Raw genomic sequence first — 18,284 nt, forward strand, 5'->3', positions numbered from 1 at the left:
TATTGATAAATAAGCTTTCTATCATATAACATCTTCACTTTATAAAATAAAGTAGTTTATAAATGATTTGCGTTATAATATTCACCTATGAATAATATGGTTTATTTCCACCGGTTCGGCGTTTATGTCTTTTGGCATGTTTGAAGATAAAAAAATAACTGCCGCCAATTGGTTTGCTGCCCTTCGTGACGATATCTGCACACGCTTTGAAGAGCTAGAAGATATTGCCACACCAGAGCTTTATGGGCATGGGGCAGGGCGGTTCACAAGAAGCCCTTGGAAAAGACCTCAAGGCGGCGGGGGTGTAATGTCGATGATGCACGGGCGTCTTTTCGAAAAGATCGGTGTGCATATATCAGTCGTAGAAGGGGAGTTTTCGCCCGATTTTGCAAAAACCATGAAGGGGGCGGATGTTGACCCACGCTTTTGGGCGGCGGGAATTTCATTAATCGCGCATATGCGTAACCCACGGGTTCCGGCGGTGCATATGAATACCCGTATGATTATGACAAGGGATTGGTGGTTTGGCGGTGGTGCCGATTTAACCCCAACGCTTGATTTTCAACGTAGGCAAGATTTCCCCGATGCAATTGCTTTTCACGCGGGAATGAAATCTGCGTGTGACCTGCATGGCGATAATTACGATAAATATAAAAAATGGTGCGATGAATATTTCTTTTTGCCCCATCGTAATGAGCCGCGTGGTATTGGCGGTATTTTTTATGATCACCATAATAGTGGCGATTGGCAAAAGGATTTTGAATTTACCAAGGATGTCGGAAAAAACTTCCTTGAAACCTATGCCAATATTGTTGAAACCCGCATGAATGAAGAGTGGACCGATGCCGAACGGCACGAGCAATTGGTTCGTCGTGGTCGTTATGTTGAATTTAATTTGCTTTATGACCGTGGAACAATGTTTGGACTTAAAACTGGTGGCAATGTTGAAAGCATCCTTTCATCCATGCCGCCAGAAGTTAAATGGCCCTAATTTTATTTTACGCGGTAAATAACCAAATCCGACCCAGAATTATCAGGAACTTTTTCAAGATAATTTGGTGCTTTGCCATATAAAACATGGGCCATAAAGCTATTGGGTGAATATTCGGCAATGCGGCGTAATTCCATAGCACTTCCGCAATAAACGAGATAATTTATCCCGCGTTGTTTAATAAGGTTTTGCGCGGTTTCATCATCGCTAAGATAGATATTAAATAAATAATCGCGCCCCATATCGCGGTGGAATGGCGTTGTAATCACGTCATGGTGGGTATTTATCAAAACATATGAACCAATGGCAATATTATTGGCAACCAAACCTTTGGGAAGGCTATTTAATGTGGCGTAGTTGGGTTTTGAATAACATTTACTACCGCCAAATGCCGCCACTTTGAAAACCGGAATAGATGAATGAAAAGGAACGTGCATCTCTCGCGCCAAATTCAATGCCCATTCGGGCACAAAGGGGTTAACAATGACGCATAACAATATTGCAGATTTTTTGGGAAGCCTATCCACGGCCTCCGACAAAATTGCGATGCTTATTATAGTTGCAAGACCTGCCGCCTGTAAATTAACACGGGCTTGGAACCAGAATGTCATCACAACACAGACCAAGAGCATTACGATAAGTAACAAAAAATTATAAAATTTCGTATCAGTATTTTTTGCCAAATGTGCCGCCTTGAAGGCGCCGGCAATTAGAACCAAAACCGAAAAGCCGCCCAAAATAATTTGTTTATTGATGCCCATTTTTAAAAGTGGGAAAGTTTCACCAATATCAATAAACCAATATTTATAAAGGGTTGGGCTTACTTGCCAATAAAGCGGTTTAAGAAGGATTGGGAATTGGGTGGCAATACCAATTACCGGCAAGGCAATAATAAAAAGTGCAACAAGGCGAATTTTTATTGTGCGTTGTGCCGCAACCCTTGCCACAATCGCCAATAATAATGCGCCAATTGCAATCGGTGCAGCTTGGGCAATACTTAGGCGTTCATTGGCGGATTGATAGATTTCATATGGCGCAACATTTATAAGCAATCCAACAATGATTGATATAAAAAGTGAAACCCCGAAATATTGGGTGGAAACCGCACGCTCTTTGCTATTTAATGCCCACATTAATACAAGCCATAAAACGCCTATTATTTCTAATAACAGCATTTCAAGCCCGATGGTAAGGCTTGCGGCAAGGGCAATGCCCGCAATTATCCCGCCTTTTTTATCATTAGACGTGATGCCATATAAAAATAATGCAAAGCTAATTAATTGTAGGCCGTGGTGATCGACACGCCCGGGGGCAAAATTAACACCCAAGGCCCGAAAAAATACAACAACAAACAATGCAATCAATAGATTGTATCGCCCATTATAAAGGGGCTTTGATGCAAGATACGCACAATAGGTAAAAACCAACCCCAATAATAATGGTGTGAAAAATACCCCGATAATTTCGGCTTGTTGCGCGCCAAAAAATGGCCGCAATATCAATTCTACTAATGCCAGTGGGGCATCAGAAAGCCTTGACCAATGTAACTCACCGCCAAATGGTGGATTTGAACGATGAAGCATGCGGTCATAAAACCCTTGCCCATCAAGCCACGCCCGAACTTCGAGTGTGCGGGTTATGTCATCACTATCGGTAAGTTGCCAATTTAAAATTCGCGCCCATTGTGGTGAAAGGGCATAAAAGCCATACCAAATCCCAAAAATCACCAATAAAGCCAAAAGGGCGGGGCGCGCATATTTTACCATTCCCCACCTTTAGCATAGGGGAAGCATTATTCAAGCGAAGTTATTTTTTTACCACAAACACATAAATATCTGAATTTGCTGGCTTGGGAACAGGTGTAAGATATGACGGAACATGACCAGTGCTTATTTGTGCCAGAAATGAATTGGGATAATATTTTTGAAAATTTGGCACTTCGGTATGGTAATTACAAAATGCAATATAATCGACCTTATCAGTCTTTAACAACTCACCGGCTTTTTCAGGGGTGCTAAGGAAGATACGGTATAATTCATTGCGACCAGTGTCACGGTGAAAATGTGTCGCCATAACATCGTGATGGGTTGATAATAATGTTTCAACCCCAAGGCTTATGTCGGTTGCCACCAAACCTTTTTTCAATTTTGCCAGATGCGCAAAATCAGGGGCCGCACGGCAATTTGCACTATCACCATATTTGTATTTTGCAGGTGTTTTAGGAACAAATGTATCAACCACCCAAACATGGAATGGCGTGGCGGTTGGGCCAAGAACGATTCCGGCCAAAAGCGCCCATATAATTCCGCGCTGGTTTAAAATTTTGCCTACAAAAGGTGTGAAGACAATTATCGCAATTGCAAAGGCGTGAACCATAACCCGCATTTGGAAAAAATATGTCATTGCAGTTAGGCAAATTAATATTAGCGATAAAAGCGTCCAATTTTCGAAATTATTTTTGGATTTAAATGCCAGATAGGTTTGCCAAATTCCAACGATATTTGACACAAGTAAAAAGCCAAGCACCGCAAATTGCAATGATAAAGGGAAGTTCTTTAAGGGAAAGGTTTCGCCCACATCGCCAAACCAAAGTTTTACAAACAACGGCGAAATTTGCCAATAAAGCGGCTTTCGCAAAATTGGAAATTGCAAGGCAACCAATATCACCAAAAGACCAACCAAAACCATGGCAATAAAGCGGATAATTAGGCTTTTTTGGCTTGTGAAATTGACTGCTATAAACAAGCCAAATGTGCCGGCCAAAATTGGCATAACTTGGGCAATGCTTAGGCTGTCATTATATTGTGTAAGAATTTTTGACGGTGCAATATCAATTAATAAACCGGCAATTATCCCTATGAATAAAGCAATACAAAACCCTTTCACTAGTTTTGCGCAATCGGGATTGATTAGCCATCTTATACCTAACCAAGCAACAATCAAAAACTCAATTGGTAAAAGCTCAAAACCAATTGTTAGGCTTGCCGCAAGCGCAACCCCCGCCACCAAGCCACCCTTGAAATCATTTTTAAATGCCCCAAGAATGATTGTTATTAAGGCAATACTTTGTAAATTGTGATGATCAACACGCCCAACGCCAAAATTAAAAATCAGCATTGAGCAATTCAGGAACAAAATAGTCACAATTAAAATTGAGTATTTGGACCAATAAAGCGTATCGGCAACTTTGGCGGCGATATATAAAAAAATCGCGCCCAATAATGGCGGTAACAAAAATACGGCAATTTTTTCAGTTAATGGTAGCGGAAAAAATGGACGTAATATGACTTCGATTAATGCCAGTGGCGCATCCGACAGGCGTGACCAATGCATTTCGCTGCCCCATGGTGGGTTGGCACGGTGATTTAAAAAATCATAAAAACCTTGCCCGCCAAGCCATGAGCGAACCTCGAGGACACGCATTGCGTCATCACTGTCGCTAAGCTTCCAATTATTGATATTGGCCCATGCATCGAAATAACCATAAGTAAAAAGCACGATTAAAAAGAAACACAATGTTAGTGTTGTTATTAGCTTCTTATTGGTCATAAAGACCCAATATCAAATATATATTGATATTAAATTAATTGGAAATTATCCGCGCCCGCGATAGGTTTGAACGCCCTGTTCGGGAATCCATGTTCCTTCGGGTGGGGTGCCGCTTTGCCAAAAGACATCAATTGGAATGCCGCCGCGCGGATACCAATAACCACCAATTCTAAACCAAACCGGATTTAGTAATTCAACCAGACGCTTGCCGATATAGATTGTACAATCCTCATGGAAGGCACCGTGGTTGCGAAAACTTGTAAGGAATATTTTCAAAGACTTTGATTCTACAAGAAATTCGCCTGGAATATAATCAATCACCAAATGGGCAAAATCTGGCTGTCCGGTAACAGGGCAAAGTGATGTAAATTCTGGCGCAGTAAAGCGCGCAACATAATTTGTGCCTTTATGTGGGTTGGGAACGCGTTCTAAAACTGCTTCTTCTGGGTTGTCATAACCCTTTACTTGTTGCCCCAACATTTCAAGGTTTGCGTAAATGGAATTGTTTTCAGTCATATTTTTGCCGTTTAAAAATCGCTAAATTTCATATGAATAATAACGAACTGTTTTGCCATTGCTTAGTGTTTTTTCACCAATCGCCTCAAAACCCATACCTTCATGGAAAGCAATTGAAATCTCATTTTCAGGATCAATATTCACTTCACAAAGCAATTTTGCCTTGCCTTCTTCGGCGGCCATTTCAATTAGGGTTTCATAGAAACCAGTGCCGATGCCCATGCCCTGATTTTGTTTATTGACCATAACGCGGTCGATATAAACAAAGTCTTTTTCAATTGATTTTAGATGTAGGAAATTCTCGCTGTCATAATCGGCATTTTCATCAAATGCGATTAACATTCCGATATCTGGTGTAATGGCCAATGCGCAAAAAGCATTTGCCGCCATTTTTTCAAGCTTTTCGGTTGTAAGCAATGAGGTTTCGGTTGCGAAAACATTGTTTAGCGCAGTAAGTTTTTTGAATTGGTGATTTGAGGCATCATTAACATCAATCAGATTTAATGGTGCAGAAGTTCGTTTTATTTTTGCCATTCCCTTCCCATAAAGCTTATGGAAGTTGCTGGCAAGTAATTATGCGCGTGAAGAGTTTCTTGACCCTAGTCATATGTCGAATTCATGTATTGTATAATTAGTGCATAAAAATACCCCATTTGTACAAAAATTATCCACTAATTGAATTGGATGCACAAATCTTATGCTTAAAGACAGTTGCGTAATTGAAATATGCAGTTTAGCGTGCTGTCCCTAAACTATAATATGACGCACTTTTGGAGGGAGCATCATGAATAATTGGCGTGTTAAGCCACTAGACGCGATTTTGGCGACTGCCGAGAAGAAATCGCTTCACCGTTCTTTGGGGGCATTCCAGCTAACTATGCTGGGTATTGGTGCCGTTATTGGAACCGGTATTTTCGTTTTAACCGCAGAAGCAGCACAAAAAGCAGGACCGGGCATGATCTGGTCCTTTGTTATTGCTGGTGTTGTATGTGCGGTTGCCGCCCTTTGTTATTCAGAGCTTGCGGCAATGGTTCCGGTTTCCGGTTCTGCCTATACTTATACTTATGCTGTTATGGGCGAAGTTTTGGCATGGATGGTTGGCTGGGCACTTGTTCTTGAATATGCGGTTGCTGCGGGTGCGGTATCTGTTGGATGGTCGGGCTATTTTGTTGGGCTTTTAGAACACCAATTGCATATAACGATACCACATGCACTTGCTGTTGGGCCAAATGATGGTGGTATTATCAACCTTCCTGCGATGATTATTGCACTCTTGATTACTGGGCTTTTGGTTCTTGGAACCACAGAAAGCGCAAGCGTGAACGCAATCTTGGTTGCGGTAAAAGTAACCGCACTTAGCTTGTTTATCTTCCTTGCATATAAAACCATTTTTGCAAATCCTACCGAGGCGGCAACGCATTTCCAGCCAATGTATCCATTGGGGATTGGCGGGGTTTCGGCGGCTGCGGCATCGATTTTCTTTGCTTATGTAGGCTTTGATGCGGTTTCAACGGCAGCAGAGGAAACCAAAAACCCACAAGTTAATATGCCGATTGGTTTGATTGGTTCACTCGCAATTTGTACGGTTTTCTACATGTTGGTTGCCGGCGGTGTTATTGGTACAGTTGGCGCGCAGCCAATGCTGAATGCCGATGGCTCTGGTATTGCACCGGGTTCAAAAGAACTTGCGGCGGCATGTAGTGCAATTGGTGATAATGCGGTTGTTTGTTCAAAAGAAGCCTTGGCTTGGACACTTCGTAAAGTAAATTTTGCAACTGCGGGTAATTTGGTTGGCCTTGCCGCCGGTATCGCTTTGCCATCAGTTATTTTGATGATGATGTTCGGTCAAACCCGTATCTTCTTCGTGATGAGCCGTGACGGTTTGTTACCTGAAGTATTCTCAAAAATTCACCCTAAATTCAAAACCCCATATGTGATAACAATCCTTACCGGTGTCTTTGTTGCATTCTTTGCGGCGTTCTTCCCGGTTGGTGCATTGGCGGATATTTCGAATGCGGGTACATTATTTGCGTTCGCGATGGTTTCAATTGCGGTGATGGTATTGCGCAAAAAAGATCCTGAAAGAAAACGCCCGTTCAAAACCCCTTGGGTTTATGTGGTTGCACCAATTTCGATTTTGGGATGCGTTTATTTGTTCTTTAAACTATCATTCTACACCTTGGCGTTGTTTGTAGTTTGGGCGACAATTGGTCTTGTGGTTTATTTCCTTTATTCCCGCAATCACTCGCATGTTGGTAAAGGTTTGGTTGAAGTGCATGAGGAAGATGCCGATGTGCCGCCACAACCGGTTCCACCTATTGATTAATAGGGATATGTGATATGAAATTTGGCGGGTGGCAACACCCGCCATTTTTGATTCTGCGCAATTTTTTGGAGATGGTGCGTATGTTAAAGAAAAATCTTGTCTTTATTATCCCTGTGGCAATTATTTTGGGCGCAGGGGCTTATTACGCTTATAATAACCTCTCTAAAGTTGATGATAGTAAAAATCAGGTTTCAGCCCTTGATACTAGTGCGGTAAATAATGTTGAACCACTTGTTACCAATGCTGTGAATGAAATTGCGCCACCGCCACTTGAACTTACCACAAGTGACGCGTTCAAAATGGCGTTCGGCCTAAATACACCTTCGCAAAATACAATGTTGAATGATATGAAATATAGCGTTGGTAAATTGGTTGATGTTGGCGATGAAAAGGTTTTGGTTTCAATTGGTTCTGGTGATTTACCACATGCCAATGGCGGTATTGTCCGCATGGATTATTTTAAACCCAATAATGACGTTTTTGAATATCAGCCCAAGCTAAATAAAACTGTGGAATCGGGTTCATTTGGGCAAATTGGTGATTGGGGCGTAAATTACAAACTTGGCACTAATCCAGTTGTATTTATCGAAGGCGGCGGCACATGGCAGGGGACAACCTGTTCATTCACAACATTGGTTGAACTTACACCAAACGGTGCCAATGAGGTTTTCAATGCCCTTACATCCTTTAGCAATGACGGTGCAGTTGAAAGCGGTGGCGATAATTTAGAGGGTAAGATTACCAATATCCAAAAAGGTAAGTCTTTCGATGTTGTTTATACCGGTACAAAAAATATTACCGTGCATTATGAAAAACATGGTGGAAAATACGAAACCGCAACCGATGTAGATAGCGTGATTGGTGGTTGTTAAAAAAGCCGCCCATTTTCACAGGCGGCTTTTTAAAAACTATTTAAATCAAATTATTGTCCGTCACAAACAATCATATATGTGCCTTGTGGGGTTTGAATAACCTGACCTGGTGCAGGCATAGGAACCGGCATTGGCATTGGTTGCGGTGCAGGCTGCATGATTACAGGCGGCGGAGTATATGGCGGTGCAGGAATATAGGTTGGGCCAGAATAAGTTTCTGAAACCACTACCGGTGCGCCATATGATTGGCTGCTATAAGATTGGTTTGAATAATAATAGCTGCCATTTTGTTGTTGCCCATAATAGCTATATTGTGATGGAACATACCAACCGTTATTATAGCCATATGCTTGTTGTGGTGGTGCAACTGGGCGACCATTGCCATACGCATAGCCACCGTCATAATAATCATTATGACCCAATGGATAAAGTTCATCAGGTGTGCCGTCACGGTCATAAACCGGACGAGAGCCATTAACCACATAGCCTTCACCATATGAACGACCACGTGGATCACCGTAATAATTGCCATTCGCATCATTATAACGGCGGTTGCCGCCGTCGCGATATTCAAGATCTCCACATTCAACTGTCGCCTTACCAACTTGTGAGCCGATAACAGCACCAACAACGGTTCCAAGAATCACCCCTTCAGGGCGAACTTTTGATGCCGCAAGCGCACGACCCGCAGCCGCACCAGCGCCAGCACCAAGGAAGCCGCCAACAACGCCGCCATTTCTTTGTTGTTGCTTACATTCACGAACTTTGTCGTTATACGAATTATAGTCATGCGCCATTGCCGAAGTTGCCGAAGACATAATCGCAAAAACGCTAACCAATCCAAACCCAAATATTGTTTTTTTCATTTTATTCTCCTGAAATTCTTTCAGTTTAATTTCCAATTATGATTAGCGCGGTGGCATCCAGCCCTGTGCGCATTTGCAAACCCATGCTTTCTGACCATAAGGATTGCTAATTGGGGCGCCATAACCACAAGCCTGACCATTGGCATAGCTAATCTGTGCTGGTGCGCCATAACGAATTACTTGGGTGCGGGTTGCAACCCATTGTTCGCCACGGCCGGCATATGCAGCCACAGGAACGCTTTGCGAATAGGCAGGTGCATTGTATGCGGCCGCATAATTAACTACACCATTTGATGATTGTCCGTAATTGTTATTTACATAACCAGTATTTGAACCATCGCTATAAGTACGAATCGTGCGGGTAACAGTTCTGGTGACAACTTTTTGAGAACCAGAATTGTTTTGGCTATAATTTGGCTTTTTTACAGGTTTAGCAGGGGCTTTATAAGAAACTTTATTTGCCCTAGCGTCGCGTAAACCGGCTTGATAGCCTGCTTTATAACAAGTCGCGCAAGATTTTGAAACTACCTTTTTAGGCGCAGGTTTTACAATTTTCTTTGCTTTAGTAACTTTTTTTGCTTTATGAACTCTGTTTTCAACGTAAACAACGCGTTCTTCAACTACTTCTGTTCGAACCTGTGGCTGTGGAGCAGGGGCAGTTGGGCAATAGATAAGATAGCATTTCGCTTCGGCTTTATCTGTAAGTAATGCAGACGCACCAAACGCGGCAATACCTGCTATTGCAACTAATGCACCGTTTCTAAACAGTCTATTCTTTAACATAATACTTCCGTTCTTGACTTGATAATAATAGATTTTCCTTATCACCTATAACCTATTTATTTGCAGAGTCATTGCGGTTTCTTCTATTTGGCGAATATTATGGCAACAATTACTGCATTTACAATTATTGAGATAAATATTTACTATGTTAGTTTACTATTGAAAAAGCCCCCGTTGTAAAACAGGGGCTTTTGTTTAAATTAGTTAATTAAATTAGCGACCTTGGATTACCCAAGTTCCACGTTCTTTGCACATGTAAACGTCTTGATGAGTTACACGGCCATTTGGAAGGCGGTAAGCCGCAGTTCCCCAACCACAACGGTCATTTTCAAAGCGATATGGTGGGTTATAGGTTATGTCGCGGCTGCGATAATCGCTGTATCCATTGCCATAATATGAAGAACGATTATAGTCATAATTACGGTTACGATCATAATATCCTTGGTTATAGCTTTGGTTATAATAACCATTTTGGCGGTGTTCATATTGGTAACGGTCGTCACAAGCGATACGGTTTTTACCAACTTGTGAACCAACTACTGCACCAACAACAGCGCCAAGTACTGAACCTTCGGTTTTGTTGCCGCGTCCTGCGATTTGTGAGCCGGCAATTGCGCCAACACCTGCACCGATTAGGCCGCCGCCAACAGTGTTGTCATTTACACGTTGTTGACATTGGGTGTCTTCATTATAACCACGATAACGGTAGTCATCAGCACTTGCAGCAGCAGGGATGACCAACATCGCAGTCAACGCAACTAAAATCATTTTGTTAGCCATTTTAAAATCTCCTTTGTGGTTGAGTTTTGTTTGGGGGCTGTCTCAACCTCATGACGCAAATATAAAACAACCAAGCTGAACGGAATATGAGTGTCAAATTTAATTTTGTTCAGGTTGCAGATAATTTGAATTTGGAAAAAATGGGCATAGATTTTTGTAAAAAGACTTATGTAATTATCAAAGCCAACGCTTAATTTTGATTTGTTTAAAACATATTATTGGTCGATAAATTTATCACAAGACAAAAATTATCCGCTTGCATTCACCAAAAATCTTGACTTTAGGCAATATTTGCCGCACTGCGAGCAAAATAATATAAATTGCCAATAATTATGGTATTAAGAGAGATATTTTGCACGATACGAACATAAATGAAAATGAAGACGTTGTTTCTATCGCCGAGGGCGGTGATAGTAAGGTTGAAAACAGCGCTAGTTTTGATGACTTGGGTTTAGGCGCTACTGTCCTTGCGGCGGTAAAAGAGGCTGGCTACACAAACCCAACCCCAATACAAGCAAATGCAATTCCGGAAATTCTAAAAGGCCGCGATGTTATGGGCATTGCCCAAACCGGAACCGGTAAAACTGCATCTTTTGTTTTGCCAATGCTTGAAATATTGTCACAAGGCCGTGCCAAGGCACGTATGCCGCGCACAATAATTCTTGAGCCAACCCGTGAGTTGGCGGCACAAGTGGCGGAAAATTTTGAGAAATATGGTAATAACCAAAAACTTTCCATGGCATTGCTAATTGGTGGGGTTTCTTTTGGTGACCAAGATGCGCTTTTGATGAAGGGTGTTGATGTTTTAATCGCTACACCTGGACGTCTTTTGGATCAGTTTGAACGTGGCAAAATCCTGATGAGCGGCGTGCAAATGTTGGTTATCGACGAGGCGGACCGTATGCTTGATATGGGTTTCATCCCTGATATTGAGCGAATTGTGAAAATGGTTCCTTTTACCCGTCAAACATTGTTCTTTAGTGCGACAATGGCAAAAGAAATCGAAGAGCTTGCAAACAAATTTTTGCACACTCCGGTGCGTATTGAGGTTGCAAGACCAAACCAAACCGCAAGCACAATCTCACAATATTTGGTTAAATCACCGCATAATGATGCCAAGCATAAGCGCACAATTTTGCGCAATCTGATTAATAATCAGGGCGATAAAATTCAAAATGCGATTGTGTTCTGTAATCGCAAACGTGACGTTGATATCGTCTCAAAATCTTTAAATAAATACGGCATCAACGCCGAGGCTATTCACGGTGATTTGCAACAATCGCAAAGAACTGCTGTGCTTGATGGTTTCCGTGCGGGTGCGATTAAAATCCTTGTAGCATCAGATGTTGCGGCGCGTGGTCTAGACGTGTCTGAAGTTTCGCATGTCTTTAACTATGATGTTCCATCTCATGCCGAAGATTACGTTCACCGTATTGGTCGTACGGGTCGGGCAGGGCGTGAAGGTCATACTTTTATGATTGCCACCCCATATGATGACAAGCAACTTGCCGCAGTTATTGAGCTGATTAAAAAACCAATTGAGGAAATTGATTTTGATGTCGGGCAAAATGATGAACCTGTTGCCAATCCTCGCCATACGCAAAATCGTTATGAAAAGGGTGCAAAGCCGCAAAAACCGCGTGAACGTGAACAACAGGATAAAAAACCTATTGCTTCTGAAAGACCGGCAAAGCCGCAGAAACCTGCACAACGCAATAATGATTCTTTTGAAGATAGGCCGGTTAAAGGCTTTGGTGACAATGCCCCATCATTCATGTTTACAGAGGTAACATATTCCACCAATCCAGAAGAGAAAACTGAGGCAAAGGCTGCGGCAAAAACAACCAAAAGAGCTAAAAAACCGGCTGCTAGTGCAAAAATAAAGGCCTAAAATAGCTTTTTTTAGCATGAAAATTGATTTGTTAACTCATTGGTCATTCAAACCTTATAATCATTGTGAGAATTATTATCATAGTTAGAGGTTGGAAGTGTCTGACACTTGGGATTCAGCAATAGAAGCAATTGAGTTAATGCGTCAGCATGAAATTTTGCCGCGTTATGGCAATTATGCTGTCTTTATCGAATATATAAATAAATCAAACATTGAATTGGTTAGCGAATTCAATGATTTCATAACAGCAAACAAACGCATGACGGATGAGTTTTGCTCCGATTTATATGACAAACATATCGATAGAACCTCTTCTGATAAAATTATAAATGCCGGCGATGATTTGGCAAAGGAAATGTCGCAAATCATTTCTGATATTAGCAATGTTGGCGAAAGCACCAAAACATTCAATAAAAAACTAACGCGCGCCAAAACCAAACTTAATAATGGTAAAGATATCAATGACCTGAAAGAAGTGGTCGATGATCTTTCTGATGCCACGGAAAAAATGGGCAATAACTCACGCGAGTTAGAGGTTAAATTAACCAAAACCACCAAAGAAATTGAGGCATTACGCCACGAATTAGAAATCGCTAAAAGTGAGGCCTATAAGGACGCTCTTACCGGGCTTTCAAATCGTAAAGCATTTAATAGCTTCTTAGATGCGCAGGTTACAATTGCCAATAAAGATGCAATGCCATTAACAATGATTATTAGTGACATTGATAATTTTAAACAAATTAACGACACTTGGGGGCATTTAACTGGTGACCAAGTAATTACCTTTGTTGCCAGTGTGATGCAGCGTGAAACCCCAAAAGATGCAATGGTTTGCCGTTATGGTGGCGAAGAATTCTGCATGTTGCTTCCGAATGTCAAAACCGATGAAGCACAGGAACTGGCTGAAAAAATCCGTAATCACGTGCAAAACAAAAAACTTATTAAACGTAATTCAGGCCAAGATTTGGGTCGGGTTACGGTTTCTTTAGGCGTTGCGAGATATCGCAACAAAGAAAGCACAAGCAGTTTTATCGAACGCTGTGATGCGGCACTTTATCAGTCTAAGAAGGGTGGGCGCAATATGACCACACTTGCCGCGCCTGCATCAAAGGTTAAAGCCGCATAGTATATTTTTCAAAAGTGATTAAAGATTTGCATTAATTCCTTGCGTACAACTCGGGAATAAATTATATGCGCGCATCATGACAAAACTTAAAAGACCAGAATTACTTTCCCCTGCGGGTACTTTGAAATCAATGCGCCATGCTTTTGCATACGGTGCGGACGCTGTTTATGCGGGTGTTCCACGCTATTCCTTGCGTGTGCGCAACAACACAATGTCAAAAGATGACAACCTTGCAAAAGGCATTGCCGAAGCACACTCTTTGGGTAAAAAGCTTTATGTTGCCGCAAATATCTTTCCCCACAATAATAAAATAAAATCCTTTATGGAAGATATGCAAGAAGTGATTGATGCCAAGCCTGATGCATTAATTATGGCGGACCCCGGCCTTATCATGCTGGTGCGCGAAAAGTGGCCGGAAATGCCAATCCATTTATCTGTACAGATGAACACAATGAATTATCAGGCAGTTAAATTCTGGCAATCAATCGGTGTGGAGCGTGTGATTTTGTCACGCGAATTGTCATTGGACGATGTTGAACGGATCCGCCAAGAATGCCCTGATATGGAACTTGAAGTTTTTGTTCACGGCGCATTATGTATTGCATATTCTGGCCGTTGTTTGCTTTCTGGCTATTTTAGCCACCGTGACGCCAACCAAGGTACATGCACCAATACTTGTCGCTGGAAATATAACACCCACGAGGCCGAAGAAACCGAAACTGGTGATATTTTGCCAATCAAGGCATTTGAACGCCCACAACTATTCTCAAACGCGGGTCATGAACGCCACCCAGAAGCCGACAAGGTTTACTTCCTCGAAGAAGAAAATCGCAAGGGTGAATTAATGCCGGTTTATGAGGATGAAAACGGCACATATATCATGAATTCAAAAGACCTTCGTGCGATTGAACACGTTGAACGCCTTGTGAAAATGGGTATCGATTGCTTGAAAATTGAAGGTCGTACTAAATCGCATTATTATGTTGCCCGCACAGCGCAAGCATATTCAAAAGCGATTGATTTGGCGGTTAACGGTCAAGAGTTTGATCCAAAACTTATTGGGGTTTTGGAAAACCTTGCCAACCGTGGTTATACCGATGGTTTCTATAAACGCCACGATACTTCTGAATATCAAAAATATATCGAAAATGCGTCACGCAGCCAAAAACAAATGTTTGTTGGTGAGGCAATTGGCCGTGATGGCGATGATTTAATTGTGCAGGTTAAAAACCGCTTTGAACAAGGTGATCGGGTTGAACTTGTGTTGCCAAATGGTCAAAACCGCGATTTGGTTATTGAAAATATGCGCAATGCCGAAACCGATGAACCGATGGAAGTTGCACTTGGAAGCCATTATCAGGTGAAAATCCCTGCTAAAGGTGTTGAAGGCGAATTTGTGCTTATTTCCAAATATCTTGAAAAAGAAGCGGCTGAATAAATCGATATTCGCAATTTTTATGGGGCAAAACGATGCATATTTCTGATATTTTTGTTTTGCTTATTGCAATACTCCATATTTATATTTTGGTGCTTGAAATGTTTCTTTGGGATAAACCAAAGGGGATGAAGGCATTTGGCCTAACCAAAGAATTTGCCAGCGCTAGCAAGAAATTGGCTGCTAATCAGGGGCTTTATAATGGCTTCTTAAGTGCCGGCTTGTTTTGGGGATTGTTATCAAAACAAAATGGGCATGATATTAAATTATTCTTTTTATCATGTATCATTGTTGCCGGTGTTTACGGTGCAATGACCGCGAATAAGAAAATTTTATTCATTCAGGCACTACCGGCACTTGTTGCGATCTTGCTTGTGATTTTTAATTTTTAGGCTTGGGTATCACCCAAACTACTCACAACAAATATGAATTGCGATAATCCCACGCTTTGCTAAGCTGCCCTTACAAAAGGGGCAATTAAATGGATTTTGATAAGTTCAAGGCAAATGGTAAAATAAACCTTGCAAAGACCGACACCAAATCAAACGGCACAGATAAAGAAGCCGCCAAGATTAAGACGGCGGAAAATATCGAAAAATTAAAGGTTTTGCAGGAGGCATTATACGCCGAACATACCCAAAGCCTTTTAATTGTGCTTCAGGCAATTGACGGTGGTGGCAAGGATGGAACGATTGAAAATGTCTTTGGCCCACTTAATTCCGCAGGTACACGCGTTGCGGCATTCAAGGTGCCAACCCCGATTGAGGCCGACCACGATTTCTTATGGCGCGTTCATGCCCAAGCCCCGGCAAAGGGCGAAATTGTTCTTTTTAACCGCAGCCATTATGAACAGGTTTTGGTCGTAAAAGTTCACGAACTAGAACCCAAAGAAGTCAATAAAACCCGCTATGACCAAATCAATGAGTTTGAAAAACTTCTAACCTCTAGCAATACCCATATTTTGAAATTCTTTTTGCATATTTCCAAAGAAGAACAATTAAAACGCTTTGGCGATCGCCTGAATGACCCAACAAAGCATTGGAAATTGTCGGCGGGCGATTATGCCGAACGCGCATTATGGGATAATTATATGGCTGCCTTCGAGGAATTGCTTGAAAAATGTAGCCACAACCACGCCCCATGGTTCATAATTCCCGCCGATAATAAATGGTACCGCGATTATGTTATCTCCGAAATCTTGGTCAAATATCTTGAAGATATGAAAATCGGCTTGCCAGTCTTAAAAGAAGACATCAATGAGATTAAGAGATTGTATGAGGAAGAGGTGGGGAAAGAGAAATAATGCCTTTACCCCTTGCCCTTAGGTCAACAAGACGCTAACGAAAAATCATGTTTATTATACAGTTTCCGGGGCAAGGCTCTCAGGCGGTTGGCATGGGTGCGGCTCTAGCGCAAGAATTCGATGTTGCAAAGCGTGTATTCCAAGAGGTTGATGACGCCCTTGGTCAAAAGCTTTCCGACCTTATGTTTAATGGTCCGATTGAAACCCTTACCCTAACCGAAAATGCCCAGCCGGCGATTATGGCGTCGTCCATCGCAATCGTAAAAGTGCTTGAGGCTGAGTTTGGTTTTGATGTTGCCACCGCAAAATATGTGGCGGGGCATTCATTGGGTGAATATACCGCATTAACCGCGGCAAAGGCGTTTTCAATTTCTGATGCGGCAAAACTTTTGAAACTTCGCGGGCAATCAATGCAGGCGGCGGTTCCGGCGGGGCAGGGGGCAATGGCATCCCTAATTGGTCCAAAGGTTGATATCGCACTAGCAGAGGCCGCAGCCGCAGAAGGCGCAAAGGCGGGCGTTTGCACCGTTGCCAACGATAATAATGCGGGCAACGTGGTTATTTCTGGCACCAAAGAGGGGGTTGATGCCGCAATTGCTGCTGCCAAGGAAATGGGCGCACGCGCAATCCCACTTAATGTTTCTGCACCGTTCCATTGCCCATTAATGCAACCTGCCGCAGAAGCAATGGCAAAGGCCTTGGCAGATGTACAAATGAACGCACCAATTACCCAACTTGTGCCAAATGTTTCATTGGTTCCAACCACCGACGTTGAAACCATCAAAAAACTATTGGTTGAACAAGTAACAGGTCGTGTAAGATGGCGTGAAACTTTGGGCTTCTTCTCTGCACAGGGAATTGATACATTGGTTGAAATCGGCTCTGGCAACGTGCTTACTGGCATGTCAAAACGCACAATTGCCGATGCAAATCATGTCACCGTTTCAACTGCCGATGATATTCGCGCATTCTCACAAAATTTTCCAAAATAAGGAATTAAAACATGTTTGATTTAACTGGAAAAAAAGCCCTTGTTACCGGTGCAACTGGTGGTCTTGGTTCAGCTATTGCCAAGGCATTGGCGGCCCAAGGGGCAATCGTTGCGATTTCTGGCACTCGTGAGGCGGTTTTGAACGAGCTTGCGGCACAAATTCCAAATAGCGTGCCACTTGTTGCCAATCTTTCTGGTGAAGGTGAGGCCGAAGGGCTTATCAAACGTGCCGAAGAAGCATTGGGCGGCCTTGATATTTTGGTTGCCAATGCGGGCGTAACCCGTGACGGTCTTTTGATGCGCATGAAAGATAGCGATTTTGACGATGTTCTTAAAATCAATCTTTATTCATATTTTGCAATGTGCAAGGCGGCAATGCGCGGCATGATGAAACAAAAATCAGGGCGAATCATTGGCATTGCATCAATCGTTGGCGTAACCGGAAATGCGGGTCAGGCCAATTATGCGGCATCTAAAGCGGGTATGATTGGTTTTACCAAATCAGTTGCACAAGAGGTTGCATCACGCGGCATCACCGCAAACTGTATCGCACCAGGGTTTATCGTATCACCAATGACCGAAATCTTGACCGATGCGCAAAAAGCCGCAACAATGGCGCAAATTCCTGCTGGTCGTATGGGTGAGGCGGATGAAATTGCCGCACTGGCTTGCTACTTGGCATCTGATGAGGCGGCATATATAACCGGACAGACCATTAATATTAATGGTGGGATGGCGATGATATAGGCTCTTTCACACCTCAAGGGGTGGAAATTGTTAAATATAAGTGTTATCGGGTCTTTTCATTTTGTGTTAAAAATGACAAAGAGTTTTTATACCTTTAGAATCCAATAT

General features: G+C 42.3%; 17 protein-coding genes. 10 read left to right on the top strand and 7 right to left on the bottom strand.

The window, feature by feature from the left end; genetic code table 11:
* Nucleotides 1–136 precede the first annotated feature (136 nt).
* Complete coding sequence (hemF, locus tag KXV15_RS10435; protein WP_420830582.1) at nt 137–991, top strand: oxygen-dependent coproporphyrinogen oxidase; 855 nt, start codon at nt 137–139, stop codon at nt 989–991.
* Between the two features lie 2 nt (nt 992–993).
* Here the strand turns inward: hemF and KXV15_RS10440 are convergent, their stop codons facing one another.
* Genes KXV15_RS10440 through KXV15_RS10455 form a run of 4 tightly spaced genes read right to left on the bottom strand, consistent with a single transcriptional unit; the run spans nt 994 to nt 5,590 of the window.
* Entirely contained in the window at nt 994–2,757 is a 1,764-nt protein-coding gene (locus tag KXV15_RS10440; protein WP_240008127.1) for a hypothetical protein, read from the bottom strand.
* A 40-nt stretch (nt 2,758–2,797) separates the two neighbouring features.
* Nucleotides 2,798–4,540 (bottom strand): hypothetical protein, encoded by a 1,743-nt coding sequence (locus KXV15_RS10445; RefSeq protein WP_240008128.1) that lies wholly within the window; start codon nt 4,538–4,540, stop codon nt 2,798–2,800.
* Between the two features lie 45 nt (nt 4,541–4,585).
* The gene (gene queF / locus KXV15_RS10450) at nt 4,586–5,056 is read right to left on the bottom strand and encodes a preQ(1) synthase (protein ID WP_240008129.1); all 471 of its coding nucleotides are present in this window, start codon (nt 5,054–5,056) and stop codon (nt 4,586–4,588) included.
* A gap of 21 nt (nt 5,057–5,077) precedes the next feature.
* Nucleotides 5,078–5,590, bottom strand: a complete 513-nt coding sequence (locus KXV15_RS10455; RefSeq protein WP_240008130.1) for a GNAT family N-acetyltransferase — start codon at nt 5,588–5,590, stop codon at nt 5,078–5,080.
* 250 nt (nt 5,591–5,840) lie between these two features.
* Here KXV15_RS10455 and KXV15_RS10460 point away from each other — a divergent pair, with 250 nt between their 5' ends.
* Both KXV15_RS10460 and KXV15_RS10465 read left to right on the top strand, forming a co-directional pair.
* On the top strand, nt 5,841–7,382 hold the full coding sequence (locus KXV15_RS10460) for an amino acid permease (protein WP_240008131.1): 1,542 nt from the start codon (nt 5,841–5,843) through the stop codon (nt 7,380–7,382).
* Between the two features lie 80 nt (nt 7,383–7,462).
* Nucleotides 7,463–8,254: a hypothetical protein gene (locus tag KXV15_RS10465; RefSeq protein WP_240008132.1), complete on the top strand. Its 792-nt coding sequence runs from the start codon at nt 7,463–7,465 to the stop codon at nt 8,252–8,254.
* 50 nt (nt 8,255–8,304) lie between these two features.
* Here the strand turns inward: KXV15_RS10465 and KXV15_RS10470 are convergent, their stop codons facing one another.
* From KXV15_RS10470 to KXV15_RS10480, 3 genes are all read right to left on the bottom strand, one after another.
* Nucleotides 8,305–9,120, bottom strand: coding sequence for a hypothetical protein (locus tag KXV15_RS10470; RefSeq protein WP_240008133.1), 816 nt, complete (start codon nt 9,118–9,120; stop codon nt 8,305–8,307).
* Nucleotides 9,121–9,162: 42 nt separating this feature from the next.
* Nucleotides 9,163–9,903: a hypothetical protein gene (locus KXV15_RS10475; protein ID WP_240008134.1), complete on the bottom strand. Its 741-nt coding sequence runs from the start codon at nt 9,901–9,903 to the stop codon at nt 9,163–9,165.
* A 213-nt stretch (nt 9,904–10,116) separates the two neighbouring features.
* A complete protein-coding gene (locus tag KXV15_RS10480; RefSeq protein ID WP_240008135.1) occupies nt 10,117–10,683 on the bottom strand; it encodes a glycine zipper 2TM domain-containing protein in 567 nt (188 codons plus the stop codon).
* 394 nt (nt 10,684–11,077) lie between these two features.
* On the opposite strand from KXV15_RS10480, the gene KXV15_RS10485 reads away from it, so the two are divergent.
* From KXV15_RS10485 to fabG, 7 genes are all read left to right on the top strand, one after another.
* Nucleotides 11,078–12,574 (top strand): DEAD/DEAH box helicase, encoded by a 1,497-nt coding sequence (locus KXV15_RS10485; protein ID WP_240008324.1) that lies wholly within the window; start codon nt 11,078–11,080, stop codon nt 12,572–12,574.
* Nucleotides 12,575–12,671: 97 nt separating this feature from the next.
* Complete coding sequence (locus tag KXV15_RS13515; RefSeq protein WP_240008136.1) at nt 12,672–13,700, top strand: GGDEF domain-containing protein; 1,029 nt, start codon at nt 12,672–12,674, stop codon at nt 13,698–13,700.
* A 76-nt stretch (nt 13,701–13,776) separates the two neighbouring features.
* The gene (gene trhP / locus KXV15_RS10495) at nt 13,777–15,138 is read left to right on the top strand and encodes a prephenate-dependent tRNA uridine(34) hydroxylase TrhP (RefSeq protein ID WP_240008137.1); all 1,362 of its coding nucleotides are present in this window, start codon (nt 13,777–13,779) and stop codon (nt 15,136–15,138) included.
* Nucleotides 15,139–15,170: 32 nt separating this feature from the next.
* The gene (locus tag KXV15_RS10500; RefSeq protein WP_240008138.1) at nt 15,171–15,527 is read left to right on the top strand and encodes a DUF1304 domain-containing protein; all 357 of its coding nucleotides are present in this window, start codon (nt 15,171–15,173) and stop codon (nt 15,525–15,527) included.
* 89 nt (nt 15,528–15,616) lie between these two features.
* Entirely contained in the window at nt 15,617–16,438 is an 822-nt protein-coding gene (locus KXV15_RS10505; RefSeq protein WP_240008139.1) for a PPK2 family polyphosphate kinase, read from the top strand.
* Between the two features lie 47 nt (nt 16,439–16,485).
* On the top strand, nt 16,486–17,430 hold the full coding sequence (gene fabD, locus KXV15_RS10510) for an ACP S-malonyltransferase (RefSeq protein WP_240008140.1): 945 nt from the start codon (nt 16,486–16,488) through the stop codon (nt 17,428–17,430).
* A gap of 11 nt (nt 17,431–17,441) precedes the next feature.
* Nucleotides 17,442–18,176, top strand: coding sequence for a 3-oxoacyl-[acyl-carrier-protein] reductase (gene fabG / locus KXV15_RS10515; RefSeq protein WP_240008141.1), 735 nt, complete (start codon nt 17,442–17,444; stop codon nt 18,174–18,176).
* Nucleotides 18,177–18,284: the final 108 nt, after the last annotated feature.

It is taken from the genome of Pseudaquidulcibacter saccharophilus, from assembly GCF_019455445.1.
Lineage (GTDB): Bacteria > Pseudomonadota > Alphaproteobacteria > Caulobacterales > Aquidulcibacteraceae > Pseudaquidulcibacter > Pseudaquidulcibacter saccharophilus.

Coding starts and splice junctions, on each gene's coding strand:
- fabD (WP_240008140.1), top strand. CDS start 16,486: ATGTTTATTATACAGTTTCCGGGGCAAGGCTCTCAGGCGGTTGGCATG.
- queF (WP_240008129.1), bottom strand. CDS start 5,056: ATGACTGAAAACAATTCCATTTACGCAAACCTTGAAATGTTGGGGCAA.
- KXV15_RS10470 (WP_240008133.1), bottom strand. CDS start 9,120: ATGAAAAAAACAATATTTGGGTTTGGATTGGTTAGCGTTTTTGCGATT.
- fabG (WP_240008141.1), top strand. CDS start 17,442: ATGTTTGATTTAACTGGAAAAAAAGCCCTTGTTACCGGTGCAACTGGT.
- KXV15_RS10475 (WP_240008134.1), bottom strand. CDS start 9,903: ATGTTAAAGAATAGACTGTTTAGAAACGGTGCATTAGTTGCAATAGCA.
- trhP (WP_240008137.1), top strand. CDS start 13,777: ATGACAAAACTTAAAAGACCAGAATTACTTTCCCCTGCGGGTACTTTG.
- KXV15_RS10445 (WP_240008128.1), bottom strand. CDS start 4,540: ATGACCAATAAGAAGCTAATAACAACACTAACATTGTGTTTCTTTTTA.
- KXV15_RS10455 (WP_240008130.1), bottom strand. CDS start 5,590: ATGGCAAAAATAAAACGAACTTCTGCACCATTAAATCTGATTGATGTT.
- KXV15_RS10440 (WP_240008127.1), bottom strand. CDS start 2,757: ATGGTAAAATATGCGCGCCCCGCCCTTTTGGCTTTATTGGTGATTTTT.
- KXV15_RS10460 (WP_240008131.1), top strand. CDS start 5,841: ATGAATAATTGGCGTGTTAAGCCACTAGACGCGATTTTGGCGACTGCC.
- KXV15_RS10500 (WP_240008138.1), top strand. CDS start 15,171: ATGCATATTTCTGATATTTTTGTTTTGCTTATTGCAATACTCCATATT.
- KXV15_RS10465 (WP_240008132.1), top strand. CDS start 7,463: ATGTTAAAGAAAAATCTTGTCTTTATTATCCCTGTGGCAATTATTTTG.
- hemF (WP_420830582.1), top strand. CDS start 137: ATGTTTGAAGATAAAAAAATAACTGCCGCCAATTGGTTTGCTGCCCTT.
- KXV15_RS10505 (WP_240008139.1), top strand. CDS start 15,617: ATGGATTTTGATAAGTTCAAGGCAAATGGTAAAATAAACCTTGCAAAG.
- KXV15_RS10480 (WP_240008135.1), bottom strand. CDS start 10,683: ATGGCTAACAAAATGATTTTAGTTGCGTTGACTGCGATGTTGGTCATC.